We start from the raw sequence: 14,934 nt of genomic DNA, 5'->3' as shown, positions 1-14,934 counted from the left end.
TCCTACCGGCATTATACCGAATGGGTGGCAGTCACTGCTTGAATAAGCGGTTCGATTTCCTGGATTCTATCATCATGGAAAGCTTCCACGATGGCACTTCCCACAATAAATCCATCCACGTCATCGCGCAGCATGTCGACATGGCTGCTCTTTGAAATTCCGAACCCAGCATACACCGGAACCGGACTTTTCTCCCGAACCTTGCGCATGAAGGCTTTGACTTCTTCCGACATTTTGTCACGGGAGCCCGTTATTCCTTTGACAGTTACTGCATAGACAAAGCCTTCCGCTCCACTGAGAATATCATCTAGCCGTACGTCAGTCGTCGTCAAGGTTACTAGCTGGATCAACTTGATGCCTTCTTTATCAATATAAGGCTGTACCAGCTGCTTATGCTCATAAGGAAGATCCGGAATAATAACAGCTGAAACTCCAGCCTTGCCGCATTGAGCCGCAAAACGCTCAACGCCAAACTTCAGTACCGGGTTCAAATACGTCATAATCAGCAACGGAATTTTGATTTGAAAAGTCCAGCTTTGCAGTTCTTCCAGCACTTTCTGTAATGTGACGCCCTGTTTTAAGGCGCGGTTGCCCGCCGCTTCGATTGTCGGTCCGTCTGCTACCGGGTCTGAGAATGGAATGCCGATTTCAATGGCTGTGACACCCGCTTCCTGCAAGTACAGCACTTGTTCCTTCAAACGGTCAAGACCGCCGTCTCCCGCCATGATGTAAGCAACAAAAGCTTTATTTCCTGAACTCTTCAGCTGTTCCAGTCGATTCATGACAGTCCCTCCAGTTTCTCGGCATACGTAGCCATATCTTTGTCGCCGCGCCCTGATACGCAAATGACCAGGATCTGATCGGAAGTCATCATCTTAGCTTGTTTTTCAGCTTCTGCAATGGCATGTGCCGTTTCAAGAGCAGGAATAATTCCTTCGAGACGGGACATGCTAATGACCGCAGCCAGCGCTTCATCGTCCGTAATCGAACGGTATTCAACACGTCCGATATCTGCTAAGTGAGCATGTTCCGGGCCAATCCCTGGATAATCAAGTCCGGCAGAAATCGAATGTGCTTCCTGTACTTGTCCTGCATCATCCTGAAGTAATTTCATCAAGGCACCATGGAGTACGCCTTCTGTTCCTTTCGTTAAAGTCGCAGCATGTTTTTCCGTATCAATACCTTCGCCAGCTGCTTCGACGCCGATCAGCTGAACATCTTTATCTTGAATAAATGGATGGAACATGCCAATCGCGTTGCTGCCACCGCCTACACACGCCAAAATGGCATCAGGCAAACGCCCTTCTTTATCAAGAATCTGACGTCTAGTTTCTTGGCCGATAACACTTTGGAAATCGCGAACCATTGTTGGGAAAGGATGTGGCCCAAGAGCCGAACCGATTAAGTAGTGCGTATCTTCCACATTGGAAACCCAGTAGCGCAAGGCTTCATTGACAGCATCTTTTAAAGTCGCACTCCCTTTGGTGACACTTTCAACACGTGCCCCTAAAAGTTTCATACGGAAGACGTTCAATTGTTGACGTTTGATGTCTTCTTCACCCATGAAAATGACGCAATCCAAATCGAAAAGCGCACAAATTGTCGCCGTGGCTACACCGTGTTGGCCTGCTCCGGTTTCTGCTACAATTTTGCGTTTACCCATACGCATAGCAAGCAAGGCTTGCCCAATTGCGTTATTCACTTTGTGGGCACCCGTGTGGTTCAAGTCTTCGCGTTTCAAATAAATTTTCGGTCCGCCAAGCGCTTCTGTCATTCGTTGCGCGAATGTCAGCGGTTGTTCTCGTCCAACATACTCAGATAAATAGTGATGGTATTCTTTCTGGAATTCAGGATCTTCTTTTACTTCATTATAGGCATCTTCCAATTCCTTGACTGCTTTCATCAAAGTTTCCGGTACAAATTGGCCACCATATTTGCCAAAAAAACCAGTTTTTTCTATTGTCTGTTCCATCGAATCATCCTTTACTCGTTTAATGAATTCCTGTATTTTCACCGCATCTTTGCGGCCATCTGTTTCGACTCCACTTGAAACATCTACCATATAAGGACTTGTCTGCGTGATAGCAGTATGAACATTTTCCGGATTCAAGCCACCCGCTACAATTAGACGGGATGGATCGATATCAGCTCCGTCGAGTAGAGACCAATCGAAAATGTTGCCGCTCCCTCCACGATGATTGGTGCCGGGAGCATCCACTAGTACGTAATCAGCCAAAGATTTCTTTAATTGAACTACATCTTCTTTCGTGCGGATCGAGAAAGCCTGAATGACTGGTACGCGAATCGCCTTGACCAATTCATCTTTTTCGTCTCCGTGCAGCTGAACCATTGTCAACGGAACGCCTGCAATCGTGTCTTCAATTTCTTTTAAAGAAGCATTGACGAAAACGCCAATTTTATCAGTATCTACCGGAATGTGCTTGGCCAGTTCAGCAGCTTGCTCAATCGTTACTTGACGTCTGCTCGGAGCGAATACAAAGCCGATAGCATCTGCACGATTCGCTGCTTTAACATGTTGCTCTTCTTTCAAGCCACAAATTTTCACTTTCGTCATTTCGCTGCCTCCTCGCTAGTCGCCTGGCGGATCCAACCGCCCGGATCTTCAGATCGCATCAATGCCTCTCCCACCAAAATTCCCGAAGCTCCACTCGCATAGGCGAATTTTGCATCTTCTTTTGTATGCATCCCACTTTCGCTAATCAGCACCCGTTGCCCATCAAAAGGGAAGTTCTCGGCCAATTGCGCGGTCCGTTCAATCGATACGTCAAATGTCTTCAAATTACGATTATTGATGCCAATCAGTTTTGCATCCAGTTCTAATGCTACCCCAAGTTCTTGTTCATCGTGAACTTCTACCAAGACCTCAAGCCCTTTTGAAAGCGCATAGTCGTTAAGACTTTTGAGCTGCTGCTTTTCCAGTGCCGCTACAATCAACAAGATGATCGTACCACCTGCATACTGAGCGCGGTCAATCTGAATTTCGCTGACCATAAAATCTTTGCACAAGACAGGAATCGAAACGGCTTGCGCCACTTCGCGCAGGTCATCAATTGATCCTTTAAAGTAGGTTTCATCGGTCAGAACGGAAATTGCAGCCGCTCCCGCTTCCTCATATTTTTTGGCTTGAGCTACAATATCCACTTCCATCTGAATATCCCCTTTTGAAGGGGAGGCACGCTTTATTTCGGAAATAACACCTTTTTTTTCCTGCAGACGCTGCAACAGCTTTGATTTCTCTGGAAAATGGATAGTGTCCGATTGGACAGGTTTATAAGTTTTTATTTCTTCGTGTTTAGTTGCAATTATTTTTTCCAGTATCGTCATACAAATACCCCCGCTGCTAACCGGTGCAAGTCGAAGACACGCTCGGTTTCGCCTGATTTGATTGATGTTTTTGCCTGTTTTACGCCTTCTGTCACGGTTTTGACTTTGCCACTGACGTAAAGTACCACTCCTGCATTTAATGCCACCGTATCTAGATAAGGGCTGTCGGTTCCGGATAAGACGTTCATGAAAATTTCAGCGTTGCGCTCCGGATCGCCACCGCGGATTGCTTCTATTGACGCGACCTCTAAACCAACTTCGTTCGGATGAATGGTCATTTTCCGCTTACCTTGTTCATCGAAAACAATCAATTCGTTGGTTCCCGCAAGCGACAATTCGTCCAATCCGCCTGCACCATGAACCAAGGCGCCTTTTTTTCTGCCCAGCCGAATCAACGCATCTGCCATCGGCTCAAGCATGTCGAGACGATAAACTCCGGTCATTTGTATCGTAATTGGCAACGGATTTGCTAAAGGTCCCACTAAATTGAAAATCGTCGGAGTTCCGATGTCTTTGCGAATTTGGCGCAAACCGCCAAGTGCAGGATGGATAGCTGGTGCAAACAACAACGCAATTCCTGTTTGGTCAAGCATTGCAGGAATTGATGAAATATCCGCTGCCGTCGAAATACCAAGTGCTTCTAGCACGTCGGAGCTACCAGTTTTACTGGAAACACTGCGGTTGCCATGCTTGGCAACTGTCAATCCACATCCTGCCAATACAAAAGCCGTCAATGTACTGATATTGAAGCTATAAGAACGATCGCCACCGGTTCCACAAACATCGACTAATTCGCCTTCCACCACTGGAAGTTTCACCGCTTTTTCGTGCATCGCTTTGACCAATCCAACTAGTTCATCAGCTGTCTCGCCTTTTTCATGCATGTCGGATAAAAACTTTTTAACTTGTTGTTCATCTATTGTGCCGTTCAATATTTCTAACGATTTTTCGTACATCATATGTTCACTCAAATTCTCTACTCTGCTCATCTCAATCTCTCCTCATCTCGTTTTTGAATACAAAAAGCCCCGCAACCAGATAATTATCTGATTGCGGGGACGGGTTAAAACCGCGGTACCACCACGCATTAATGCAATGTATTTCTGCACTCACTTAAACAGGCTCTTCGCCTTTCCCTTTAACGCAGGGCTTACGTCTCCCTTACTCGCTTTCGCTTTCAGGCCAGCTCTCCTAAGTCCATTCGCGCAGTTTATCCAATCAGCTCTCACCAGCCGCTGACTCTCTAAATGGATTTCCCTGCCTACTCGTCTCAATCCTCGATTTATACACTCTTCTATTCTCGTCTTATCTAAGCTCTTCTCTCAAACAGACTTGTTTTCCGCACAACAAGTTGTCCTTTATACTAAAAGGTTTTGTATATTCTGTCAAGTAAAAGGAAAAGCGGAGGCGCCCATGTAGATTCGACGGGCATAAGACACTTCGGCGAAGCAGCATGTTTTCAGCCGCACAGCCGGAGTGGCTTATGACCCTAGAATCTGGGCGCCGGAGTCTGGACATCAGGAAAAGCGGAGGCACCGTATAGACTCTGACCGACATAGACGCATATTTTCTTAAACAAAAAAAATTCCGCAGCCTCAGCTGCGGAAACATTTCTTATTCTTCAATTAACCCTTTCTCAATCAGGAACTCACGAGCGACATCGCTCGCCACTTCCTGATCTACGTCAACCCGTGAATTCATAGCCAGCATTTCTTCCTCGCTGATTTGTCCCGCCAGCCCACTCAAGACTTCCTCAAGCTCCGGGTATTCTTCAAGTGTTTCCATTCGCACGACAGGAACTGCATCGTATTTCGGGAAAAACGAAAGATCGTCCTCTGTTGTTTCAAGATCAAACAATTCAATGCGGCTGTCTGTCGTGAAAGCCGGAATAACATCTACCTCTCCGCTTTGGACAGCTTCATACATGATGGCCGGATCAAAGCTTTCCGTAGCTGAAAATTCAAATGGATAAGTCGCGACGAGGTCATCGAAGCCATCTCCCTGACGTTCGTAGAAAGGGTGTGGTGCGCCGAAACGCATATCTTCCGACTTCGAAATTTCCGCTAATTCTGAGTAGGTTTCAGCATCATAGCCGCTATCTTTCGAATACGCTAAGGTGTAGCCATTTTCAAAACCGAGCGGCTCTAGCCAAGTTGCATCCAAGGTCTCTTCATAGCCTGCTCTGACAATCTCCAATACTTCTTCCGAGGACTGGCCAGGCACAGACTCTTCCTTCAATACATCCTTCAGTCCCGTACCGGTATATTCCACGTACATGTCGATGTCCCCCTGCTCCAAAGCAGGCGTTAAAATCGCTACTTCCCCGAGACCATCTTCGTATTCCACCGCATATTCCGAATTCGCCTCAATGTATTGCCCAAGAATATGAGGCAAGATATACTGTTCCGTCCAGGGTTTGCCCCCGATTACAAGTGGCTCTGATGCATCTCCACTTGATCCACATCCTGCAATAACAGTTGTTCCAGCCATTAAAATGACTAATGCTGCTTTTTTCATCTTGATTTCCCCCCTATGTTTTTAAGCCTTTTGGCGTTGCTCTTTTTTCAATCCATTTCAAGATCTGATCAAATCCGATGGCCAGCAAAGCAACCGGAAGCGCGCCCGCTAATACTAACGAGTTATTATACGATTGCAGACCACGGTAAATGATGTCTCCCAACCCACCTGCTCCGACGAAGGTGGCAAGCGTGGCGATTCCTACAGTCAAGACGGTCGCAGTCCGAACTCCTGCCATGATGAATGGCAACGCAAGCGGCAATTCAATCTGCCTCAGGATCTGCGTTCGAGTCATTCCCATTCCCCTTCCAGCTTCGATTGTGGAGCCGTCGACACCCACAATTCCAGCATAGGTATTCCGCAGAATTGGCAGCAATGCATAGATAATGAGTGCGATTAATGCGGTCGGTGAACCGATTCCTAAAATAGGCACCAAAAAGCCGAACAAGGCAAGGCTTGGTATGGTTTGGAAAACAGCAGTCACCCCAATGATTGGTTCAGCATAGCGCCGGTAGCGTGTGATGATAATTCCTAATGGCAATGCAATGGCAATACCGATCGCCACTGCTACAAATGACAGATAGATATGTTCCAATAATGCGCTGATAATCATATCCTGTCGGCTGACAAGGGTATCCAGAAAATTTCTCATGCCAGTACCCCCGTTTCCTTAGCAAGAGCTGCTTTCAATAAATCACGGGCATTTGCATATGCCACAATCTGGTCATCCTGAATAATAGCTAAGTGATCCTGGTTGCTTTCATCCAATTGAAAAAAAGCTTCCTCAATTGTAGATTCAGCAGAAATTTTCTTGGTGTCACCTTTCCAATCGGTTGTGAACAAGCTCAGAAATTCCATTAATCTCTTTTCTCCAAATGTGCGCTTTTGACTGATGCGCTTTACGCCGATAAAATTACGCACAAACTCATTAGCGGGATTGTCGATTAATTGCTGCGGTGTTCCTGTCTGTTCGACTTGCCCATCGCGCATCACGATAATCGAATCTGCGATTTTCAAAGCCTCATCCATATCATGTGTAACAAAAACGATGGTTTTATTGATGGTTTGCTGAAGATTTCGGAGTTCGTCTTGCAATTGTTCCCGGCTGATGGGATCAAGCGCTGAAAACGGTTCATCCATTAAGACGATGTTCGGGTCTCCAGCAAGCGCACGGACTACTCCAACACGTTGTTGCTGTCCACCACTTAATTCGAGCGGATAGCGATCCATATAAATCGCTGGATCCAACCCGACCAATTCGAGCAGTTCCCGTACTCGCTCTTCTTTTTTTGCTTTTGGCCATTCCAGCAGTTTTGGTACCAGTGCCACATTATCCGAAATGGTCATATGGGGAAACAGCCCAATACGTTGAATAACATAGCCAATCGAGCGCCGTAATTGAACTTCGTCCATTCCATTAATAGGATTTTCGTCAATAAAGATACTTCCGGCAGTCGGTTTCTCTAACTTATTGATCATTTTCATCAAAGTGGTTTTACCGCATCCACTGGGGCCGATAATAGCAGTCAATTCATGAGTGGGCAGAACGAGTGAAATGTCTTTTAATGCTTCCGTTCCATCCTGAAAGCGCTTTGTGACATTTTCAAATCGAATCATAGCATCCGCTCCCTTCTGATTCTTTCAGCCTAGCTTTTTTATACCCTCTGGCGACTCACTTTACTCCTTTAAAGTATTCACGGAATAATTATTCTTCTTCAAAAACAAGATGAACCGGATTGGCGATTTGCACGTAGCCGATTTCTCTGTAGATTTTATTGGCTGTAGCATTGTTCAGGTCAGTGTAGAGCATTACAAAATCAAACTCTAGCAGCAATTCATCGGTGACTTCAGCAACCAGTGTCCGTGCATATCCGTTGCCACGCCAACTCTCTGGTGTAAACACGAAAGAAACGGTTATGCCGTTTTTTGAAGGACGTGATTTCTTCATGCAAGAAACCGCAACACCATCCACTTCCCACACATAGACTTCCTTCCTTTCCAGAAATATGGAAATCTGATGAGTCGCTTCCGCCTGACTAGAACGGCGGCCGATCCCTGTCTCCACTTCAAAAAGCCTGTACCATTTCTCAAGTGTTTCCCCATCTTTTTTACTGGCAATTCGCCAGGAGCCCTCACTTTTGCGCAATCCTTTATAAACCGCATCAATGCGATATAATCCTTGGTTCATCAATGTTTTTACCATTTCCTCCGTTTGTCTGGTCCACGCTTTCGCAAACAAGCTGCTCGTTTCCTGTTCCCCGACAATTCCGCTGATTTCGATTCCAAGATTTTGTAGACGTTCGGCAATTTCTTTTTCAATTTCAGGAAAGTGCCGAAAAACCACCAGTTGCAAAGCATGCGGCGGCGTCATCAAACACGCACCCACAATTTCGTGCCCAGTTTCTGCAATCGCTAAAAAATATTCCTCATATTGATTGGCTTGAATTTGTCCAAGAACTCCCAGGAACAAGCTATGAATATCTTCATTCTTATACAGCAACGGCGACACTCTTTCTGTAAAAGCTGCTGAATCCGAGTAGATAAGAAATTCCATTTCTCCACGTCCATTTCTGTCGCAATTCCTCTTCATAGGTATTAGCTATATTATGGAAAATCTCCTGCCTATATCTGTTATTTCTTTAATAAAAAAACACCTTTCTCCAAAGCGAGATTGGATAAGGTGTTTTTTGAGTGAATCTATTCCAATTCCATTTGCTTTGTTTCGGTTCCCAGAAATGCCACAGCCATTGCGCCAATGAGGATGGACACACAGAAAATCCCAAAAATCACGTTGATGCCAATACCAGCCGTCAGCATCGAACCGACCAGAAGCGGTCCAAGAACTCCGCCAATCCGACCAAAAGACGCGGCCATTCCTGTCCCTGTTCCACGAATGACTGTCGGATATTGCTCCGGTGAATATGCATAAAGCGCTCCCCATGCGCCCAGATTAAAGAACGACAGGAAAGCTCCAGCAATAACCAATAAGGTAATGGTATCCGCATTGCCGAACGCCAGCGCGCTGGCAGCTGTTCCAATCAAATACGTGACCAATACAAATTTCCGGCCGGCACGCTCGATGAGCCACGCAGCTGAAAAATATCCAGGCAATTGGGCCAAAGTCATAATTAATACATATTGAAAGCTTTGGATAAGGGTGAATCCCTTAAGCACCATCACACTCGGAAGCCAAAGGAACATTCCATAATACGAAAATACGACGGTAAACCAAACGATCCACAGCATCAAAGTAGGGCGTCTGTATTTTTTTGACCAGACATCTTTGATGTTGGTGGAAACCGATCTCAACACATTCTTTTTCGCGGAAAACTGCGGTGAATCGGGCAAGTTGAGACGCAAGTATAATGCATACAACGCCGGCAGCGCAGTCAGTAGCAATGCCACCCGCCACCCGAAAGATGGAATGATAAAATACGAAATAATCGCAGCGACTAGCCAGCCAGCTGCCCAAAAACTTTCCAGCAGGACAACAACGCGCCCACGCTCTTTTGCCGGCACGCTTTCGGATACTAAAGTAGATGCCACCGGCAGTTCGCCACCTAATCCCATTCCAACAAAAAAGCGCAGAATCATAAACGCTGCAAGCGTCGTGGTAAAGGCGGAGATTCCGCTAGCTATTGAAAATAGCAGCAAGGTAATGATGAATATCTTCTTCCTACCCACACGGTCTGCATAAATGCCGAAGACGAACGCGCCGACCGCCATCCCAATCGAGTTGACACTGCCGATCCAACCCATTTGGTTAGAAGTCAGACCCCAATCTTCATGCAATGCCGCAATGACGAAAGCTAAAATTCCGACATCCATTGCATCAAAGAGCCACCCCAGTCCCGCCACCCATAATAATTTATTTTTTGAAATAGAACCTGTTTGTTTCTCAGCTACAGTCGACATTGCCATTCCCCTTGTCTTTACACATGTATAGTCTTATCTTTGACAACTATACGCTCAACGGGATATGGTGACAAGCCTTGATGACAAGTCTGTTTTTTCAAACAACTCATTGTTGATTGCATTTACTTGGATTATATAGGTTGAAGTTGTGATTTTTAACTGTCGCTATTTCACACAACAGCTCTGCTTTCAGGCCGCAGGATATGGCCATGCAGCTGCCGCATTAGGAAGTCGCGCTGTCAGTCGCCAAGAGCTTGCGCCGGTCCAGACGGCCAAATTGATTTTTCATTTTGTCGCGCTGCTCTCTTAGGAGTCTCCACTGTTTTGCTCTTCTTCTGGCTAACTACCTGAAAATACATTATCCCTCAGACTCTCCTAAATTCTCCAGCACCGGCATTTCCATAGGCTAGGTGGCGCGCTAGAGACGTTCACGAAGCGGACGAAGTGATATAGAAAAGACAACTTTTGGCTCAGCCAGAAGAATTGTTCGTCGAAGAAATAATTGCCGCGTTGATACTGACCATCATTGCAGCCTGCTGCGCTTGCATCAGAGTTTCCAGCGAAGTAGAAAAAGTCATGGCAGAGATGTCTTGAACCTCTATATTATCGACCATCGCCTGCTGGACAGCGGTAGAAAAAGCCATATCTTTGTACCAGCGGAAAATCTTGCTTTTTTCTAATTCATGGGTATTTTCCGCAATCTCTTTCAACGTTTCGCCATCCACTTGCGTTACTGCTAAAAATCCTAGAATGAGATACTGCGTCAGACGGATTTTTATTTTTGCCGCTTTAAAAAATTGATGGATTGCCAATACCCTACCTACCATTTCCGAATCATAAGCAAGCGAGTCAAAGGTCATTATTTGAGACAGCCATTGAAGATCATTGCCCATAATGAATCTTTGTTCGCGAAGATCCCGATAATACATATTCATTGTCGTTGCCCGCTCTTCAAGCGATCCTTCTCTATTTCCAAGCAATGCAGCGTAAGGCATGTCTTCGTTCGACGTAAGGAACTTGTGATGCTTCTTCATCTCTTCGTATAATTTCCTTGTCCGTTCGGCTTGTTCTGGATTCTTCATCAACAGAGCCGCTAGGTACGTATAGGATGTTTTCCAAAACTCTGAATTATTTAGCGCTTCTGATTTTGATTGACCAGCTGCAATGAACTTTCCACGCCTTCTTCTTTCATCACCATAAAAGCTGCCGCTACATGAAGCAAATAGGAACGCAGAGGCGAAGTCCATCCCTCATTCTTTTTGATGGTATCAACTGCTGCCTCATGTTTTTTTCATCATAACCCTGACCACGAGACAAATATATATTAGTGACAGCCAATGCAATCCGTTTATCTACAGCCCAACCTGTTGTTTTTGACACTTCTGAGAAAGTCTGTTCAATGTGTTTGATATCCATAGAAAAAGCCTCTTTTTCTCTCTACTACGAGAAAAGGAGGCTAGAAGCTTCATAATTAGACGATCAATACCAAGCTGACTGCCATTACTGCCATACCAGCAACCAATCCATAGATGGATAGATGTGCTTCGTCGTAGCGTTTTGCGGCCGGTAATAACTCATCAAGCGAGATGAAGACCATGATGCCAGCCACGCCAGCAAATATAATGCCAAACAAAGTGTCACTGAGGAACGGCATTAAGAACAACCACGCAGCAATTGCTCCGACAGGCTCTGAAATACCTGATAGAAAACTGTATTTAAGCGCTTTTTTCCGACTTCCAGTCGCATAGTAAATTGGCACCGAGACAGCAATTCCTTCTGGTATATTGTGAATCGCTACTGCGATTGCAATGGCAATGCCGAGAGCCGGATCTTGTATTGCTGACATAAACGTGGCAATTCCTTCCGGGAAATTATGAATACCAATTGCTAATGCTGTAAAAATACCCATTTTCCGAAGTCGTGCATATTCGTCATTGGTCGGTCCGTCATCCATATCTTCTACCGTTTTGACTTCATGCGGATTCCCTAATTTAGGAAGAATACGGTCCACTAATGCCATGAAAACCATGCCACCGAAAAAACCAGCAAGTGTGAGCCAATATCCAGTGACCTCCCCTTGCGCATTCGTCAAAGCGTCTTTTGCTTTAAAGAAGATTTCAATCATAGAAACGTAAATCATGACCCCTGCCGAAAAACCTAATGAAATCGATAGGAATTTTGTATTAGTACGTGATGCAAAAAACGCAATTAAACTGCCTATCCCTGTGGCTAGTCCAGCAAAAAGAGTTAATCCAAGCGCAAATAAGACTGTACTATCCATAGACATGCCTTCCTTCCAATTCTAATAACTATGATTATTGTACGCCAAAAGTTTCCTTTGAGCAACTTTTTTTAATCAGGAAAGATTTTCTGTTGTTCATTTATCTCCCTTCTACAAGCAGACCCTTCAGTTTCTGCCAATCCGCATCCTTCATTGTACGAACAGACGGATTATAAAAAACGCTGGCCGGATGAAAAGTAGGGAAAATATAATAAACTTCAGCAGTTTTTTTAAAGCTGCCTCTCTCTTCATCCCAGTATAAAATCGGTGTCTCCATTAAAACACCATGAAGTTCCGTGACTTTGGCTTTTGCACCGATCAACCGCTGTAAACCGACATTTCCTAAAGTCACAATCAACGGAGGTTGGATGTCCTGAATCTCCGTATCCAATATCGGCGCATGTGCAATGATTTCTTTTTTGGTCGGCGCCCGGTTAACTTTTCCCTGAATTATTCACCGATTTATTGATAAAGGCCCCAAAACCCGAGTTCATCGGCTTTTGGGGCCTTTGCTTATGCATGAAAAAAATGAAAAAAGAATCCGTTTCTGCTAAGGTTAAATCACCACAAAATAACCAACAGAAAGGATTCTTCTTATGGCTACATTACCGCAAATATCCCTTGATTTCAATCGTCAGATCAAATTATCAAATGATGGAGGTTCACTTTCCTCAGATACCGGCGCGTTCCTGTTCAAGGAATTCGACGTAAAGCTTGGCTTTTCGCAAACCGTGGCGAAGCATCTTCATTTGAAAGATACTCGTTCTCATTGGATCCATTCGAACGAAAAATTATTCGGCCAGAAAATCTACCAGATAATAGCGGGTTATGCGGAAGATGATGCTGCGGACCACCTGACGGACGATCCGATTTTCACTCAAGTTCTCGGACAAGGAGCGTTAGCTTCCCAACCCAGTCTATCTCGTTTTTGGCCACGTTTTAATCCGGAAGCGATGATTCAATTACAACAAGCCAACCAGGAACTGCTCGATAAAGTGCATCGGCACCGGAAAGCTGAAGCGATCATCTTCGATCTGGACTCGACACATGCCGATACCTACGGCAACCAGTGCGATGCGGCGTACAATGCCCATTACGGGACGGTCGGTTTCCATCCGTTGGTCGCTTTTGACGGGATCACCGGTGATTTCTTGAAAGCCCAGCTGCGCCCCGGCAATGTCTACACATCCAACGGAGTCGTGGATTTCATCCGGCCGCTGATTGAACATTATAATGAACAGTTTCCTGAGACGACGCCGTTCATCCGCGGGGACAGTGGGTTTGCCGTTCCGGCTTTGTATGAACTATGTGAAAAGGAATCGGTCTATTACGTCATCCGGCTCAAATCCAATGCCATCCTGCAATGTCTTGCGGAGGAATACCATCCATCTTCGACACCATCTGACAGCACAAAGACCGAATATCATGTTTCAGAAACAACCTATCAGGCGAAAAAATGGGATAAGCCCCGGAAAGTCGTCATCCAGTCCGCACGGCCTGCGGGTGAATTGTTCTTTACCCATACATTTTTTGTGACGAATTTCACGGACGTGTTCTCCCCGGAAGCCATTGTCCGCACCTATCAAAAAAGAGGAACCATGGAAAATTACATCAAAGAAGCTAAAAATGGGTTTGGATTTGATCGAATGAACAGCCATTCCTACCAAGTGAACGAAGCGAAAATGATGCTAAGCCTGTTGGCTTATAATTTAGTGAATTGGCTGCGCACATTAACGTTTCCGGAAGGGCAAAAGAAGATGCAGATCCAGACCATCCGGACACGACTGGTAAAAGTGGCCAGTAAGCTGGTGAAGTCAGGACGGTCTCTTTACTTCAAATTGTCTTCCAGTTTTGTCTACCAAGACTTCTTTTGGAAAATCCTCGCCCGGATTCAACAGCTGAAAATCGAATAGCTTCTCATTACTCCTTTTTTGAAATTTGGATCTCTGCCAAGGGAGTCGTCTGCCCAAAAACGCTCTTTTTAAATGAGTCGATGCAGAATTTCACGTAGATGAAATGAAAAAGAGGAAATATGCCTTAAAAAATTTCGACAATCAGTGAATTTCAGCTAAATTCCCGGATGAGCGACCAAGCGTGAATAATTCAGGTTTTCTTTCGATAGTTTCACCGTTGCGCTTATTTTTGGTTCCCCATCTATAAGGCCTGCTACGTACTGCACTTGCAATATACACATCTTCTCTTGCCAAACCGACACTTTCAAGAGAAATCATCAATTCTTTTCCTGCACGCCCTGTAAACGGAATGCCAGTTTCTACTTCGTTTTCTCCTGGCGCTTCACCTACCAGCATGATTGCCGGATTTTCTGGACCACTCCCCCAAACAAAGCCCTCAACAGGACACTCTTTGATTCTTTGCTTCCCTAATGTAGCTAACTCTTCTGAAATTCTGTACATGCCATATCACCTCTATTATTTTTAATGTGAGGAAACCTAACGCAATTTTAAAATAAATCTTGCATTATCAGAAAATATAGACTAATATGTTATAAAACCTAACATAAAGGAGGAAGAGATATGAAAAAGATTGAAACAATTATTCGACCATCGGTTTTCGCAGATGTTCGCCAAGCTCTGGCACTTGAAGGTATAGACGGTTTGAGTGTAACGGAAATTGCGGGAATCGGAAAGCAGGAAGGCCGAATCGGTTTATTCCGAGGTAATGCCTATACGATGGAGTTTTCTCCAAAATTGAAATTGGAGATGGTAGTGGATGACCATAAGGTTGAAGACATCATTCAAGCTTTACTGGAATACGCTTCAACCGGCCAGGTCGGGGATGGCAAAATTTTCATTCTCCCTGTCGAAGAAGCTATACGAATCAGAACAAAAGAACGCGGCACAGTCGCAGTTGGATAA

Annotated in this window: 15 protein-coding genes, 1 pseudogene and 1 other annotated feature; of the genes and pseudogenes, 2 read left to right on the top strand and 14 right to left on the bottom strand. The window is 45.1% G+C overall.

From position 1 onward, the window contains the following. Positions 1–11: 11 nt before the first annotated feature. From trpA to BBH88_RS02525, 13 genes are all read right to left on the bottom strand, one after another. Positions 12–782, bottom strand: coding sequence for a tryptophan synthase subunit alpha (gene trpA / locus BBH88_RS02585; RefSeq protein WP_006830037.1), 771 nt, complete (start codon positions 780–782; stop codon positions 12–14). Next, positions 779–2,575: a tryptophan synthase subunit beta gene (gene trpB, locus BBH88_RS02580; RefSeq protein ID WP_006830038.1), complete on the bottom strand. Its 1,797-nt coding sequence runs from the start codon at positions 2,573–2,575 to the stop codon at positions 779–781. The genes trpA and trpB overlap by 4 nt, the downstream gene beginning before the upstream one ends. Continuing rightward, positions 2,572–3,345 carry an indole-3-glycerol phosphate synthase TrpC gene (trpC, locus tag BBH88_RS02575; RefSeq protein ID WP_006830039.1) on the bottom strand — a complete coding sequence of 258 codons (774 nt, stop codon included), beginning with the start codon at positions 3,343–3,345 and terminating at the stop codon, positions 2,572–2,574. Before trpC ends, trpB begins: the two co-directional genes overlap by 4 nt. Then, on the bottom strand, positions 3,342–4,334 hold the full coding sequence (gene trpD, locus BBH88_RS02570) for an anthranilate phosphoribosyltransferase (protein WP_006830040.1): 993 nt from the start codon (positions 4,332–4,334) through the stop codon (positions 3,342–3,344). Before trpD ends, trpC begins: the two co-directional genes overlap by 4 nt. Positions 4,335–4,396: 62 nt before the next feature. After that, positions 4,397–4,632: a binding site (T-box leader), on the bottom strand. A gap of 327 nt (positions 4,633–4,959) precedes the next feature. Continuing rightward, positions 4,960–5,862 carry a glycine betaine ABC transporter substrate-binding protein gene (locus BBH88_RS02565; protein WP_006830041.1) on the bottom strand — a complete coding sequence of 301 codons (903 nt, stop codon included), beginning with the start codon at positions 5,860–5,862 and terminating at the stop codon, positions 4,960–4,962. A gap of 13 nt (positions 5,863–5,875) precedes the next feature. Then, positions 5,876–6,514, bottom strand: coding sequence for an ABC transporter permease (locus BBH88_RS02560; protein WP_006830042.1), 639 nt, complete (start codon positions 6,512–6,514; stop codon positions 5,876–5,878). Further along, positions 6,511–7,479: an ABC transporter ATP-binding protein gene (locus tag BBH88_RS02555; RefSeq protein WP_006830043.1), complete on the bottom strand. Its 969-nt coding sequence runs from the start codon at positions 7,477–7,479 to the stop codon at positions 6,511–6,513. Before BBH88_RS02555 ends, BBH88_RS02560 begins: the two co-directional genes overlap by 4 nt. An 88-nt stretch (positions 7,480–7,567) precedes the next feature. Next, a complete protein-coding gene (locus BBH88_RS02550; RefSeq protein WP_065536200.1) occupies positions 7,568–8,416 on the bottom strand; it encodes a GNAT family N-acetyltransferase in 849 nt (282 codons plus the stop codon). Between the two features lie 143 nt (positions 8,417–8,559). Further along, positions 8,560–9,777 carry an MFS transporter gene (locus BBH88_RS02545; protein WP_065536201.1) on the bottom strand — a complete coding sequence of 406 codons (1,218 nt, stop codon included), beginning with the start codon at positions 9,775–9,777 and terminating at the stop codon, positions 8,560–8,562. A gap of 470 nt (positions 9,778–10,247) precedes the next feature. Further along, positions 10,248–11,024, bottom strand: a complete 777-nt coding sequence (locus BBH88_RS02540; RefSeq protein WP_238323385.1) for a DUF4003 family protein — start codon at positions 11,022–11,024, stop codon at positions 10,248–10,250. Then, positions 10,987–11,193 (bottom strand): hypothetical protein, encoded by a 207-nt coding sequence (locus tag BBH88_RS02535; RefSeq protein WP_006830047.1) that lies wholly within the window; start codon positions 11,191–11,193, stop codon positions 10,987–10,989. Before BBH88_RS02535 ends, BBH88_RS02540 begins: the two co-directional genes overlap by 38 nt. 55 nt (positions 11,194–11,248) lie before the next feature. Beyond that, entirely contained in the window at positions 11,249–12,058 is an 810-nt protein-coding gene (zupT, locus tag BBH88_RS02530) for a zinc transporter ZupT (protein WP_006830048.1), read from the bottom strand. Positions 12,059–12,158: 100 nt separating this feature from the next. After that, positions 12,159–12,509 (bottom strand): uracil-DNA glycosylase family protein, encoded by a 351-nt coding sequence (locus BBH88_RS02525; protein ID WP_269148248.1) that lies wholly within the window; start codon positions 12,507–12,509, stop codon positions 12,159–12,161. A 145-nt stretch (positions 12,510–12,654) separates the two neighbouring features. On the opposite strand from BBH88_RS02525, the gene BBH88_RS02520 reads away from it, so the two are divergent. Continuing rightward, positions 12,655–13,971 (top strand): IS1380 family transposase, encoded by a 1,317-nt coding sequence (locus BBH88_RS02520; protein ID WP_065536202.1) that lies wholly within the window; start codon positions 12,655–12,657, stop codon positions 13,969–13,971. A 195-nt stretch (positions 13,972–14,166) separates the two neighbouring features. Here BBH88_RS02520 and BBH88_RS02515 read toward each other — a convergent pair. Then, positions 14,167–14,472: pseudogene (locus tag BBH88_RS02515) on the bottom strand (uracil-DNA glycosylase family protein); the annotation flags it as partial. 120 nt (positions 14,473–14,592) lie between these two features. Between BBH88_RS02515 and BBH88_RS02510 the strand changes: the two are divergent. Then, the gene (locus tag BBH88_RS02510; RefSeq protein WP_006830050.1) at positions 14,593–14,934 is read left to right on the top strand and encodes a P-II family nitrogen regulator; all 342 of its coding nucleotides are present in this window, start codon (positions 14,593–14,595) and stop codon (positions 14,932–14,934) included.

Source organism: Planococcus antarcticus DSM 14505 (assembly GCF_001687565.2).
GTDB classification, from domain to species: Bacteria; Bacillota; Bacilli; order Bacillales_A; family Planococcaceae; genus Planococcus; species Planococcus antarcticus.
Note: the sequence above shows the minus strand (reverse complement) of the source record. Positions and strands in the feature narration are given on the sequence as shown.

Coding starts and splice junctions, on each gene's coding strand:
- BBH88_RS02565 (WP_006830041.1), bottom strand. CDS start 5,862: ATGAAAAAAGCAGCATTAGTCATTTTAATGGCTGGAACAACTGTTATT.
- BBH88_RS02540 (WP_238323385.1), bottom strand. CDS start 11,024: ATGGACTTCGCCTCTGCGTTCCTATTTGCTTCATGTAGCGGCAGCTTT.
- trpC (WP_006830039.1), bottom strand. CDS start 3,345: ATGACGATACTGGAAAAAATAATTGCAACTAAACACGAAGAAATAAAA.
- trpD (WP_006830040.1), bottom strand. CDS start 4,334: ATGAGCAGAGTAGAGAATTTGAGTGAACATATGATGTACGAAAAATCG.
- BBH88_RS02545 (WP_065536201.1), bottom strand. CDS start 9,777: ATGTCGACTGTAGCTGAGAAACAAACAGGTTCTATTTCAAAAAATAAA.
- BBH88_RS02555 (WP_006830043.1), bottom strand. CDS start 7,479: ATGATTCGATTTGAAAATGTCACAAAGCGCTTTCAGGATGGAACGGAA.
- BBH88_RS02550 (WP_065536200.1), bottom strand. CDS start 8,416: ATGGAATTTCTTATCTACTCGGATTCAGCAGCTTTTACAGAAAGAGTG.
- trpB (WP_006830038.1), bottom strand. CDS start 2,575: ATGACGAAAGTGAAAATTTGTGGCTTGAAAGAAGAGCAACATGTTAAA.
- BBH88_RS02520 (WP_065536202.1), top strand. CDS start 12,655: ATGGCTACATTACCGCAAATATCCCTTGATTTCAATCGTCAGATCAAA.
- BBH88_RS02510 (WP_006830050.1), top strand. CDS start 14,593: ATGAAAAAGATTGAAACAATTATTCGACCATCGGTTTTCGCAGATGTT.
- BBH88_RS02535 (WP_006830047.1), bottom strand. CDS start 11,193: ATGGATATCAAACACATTGAACAGACTTTCTCAGAAGTGTCAAAAACA.
- zupT (WP_006830048.1), bottom strand. CDS start 12,058: ATGGATAGTACAGTCTTATTTGCGCTTGGATTAACTCTTTTTGCTGGA.
- BBH88_RS02560 (WP_006830042.1), bottom strand. CDS start 6,514: ATGAGAAATTTTCTGGATACCCTTGTCAGCCGACAGGATATGATTATC.
- trpA (WP_006830037.1), bottom strand. CDS start 782: ATGAATCGACTGGAACAGCTGAAGAGTTCAGGAAATAAAGCTTTTGTT.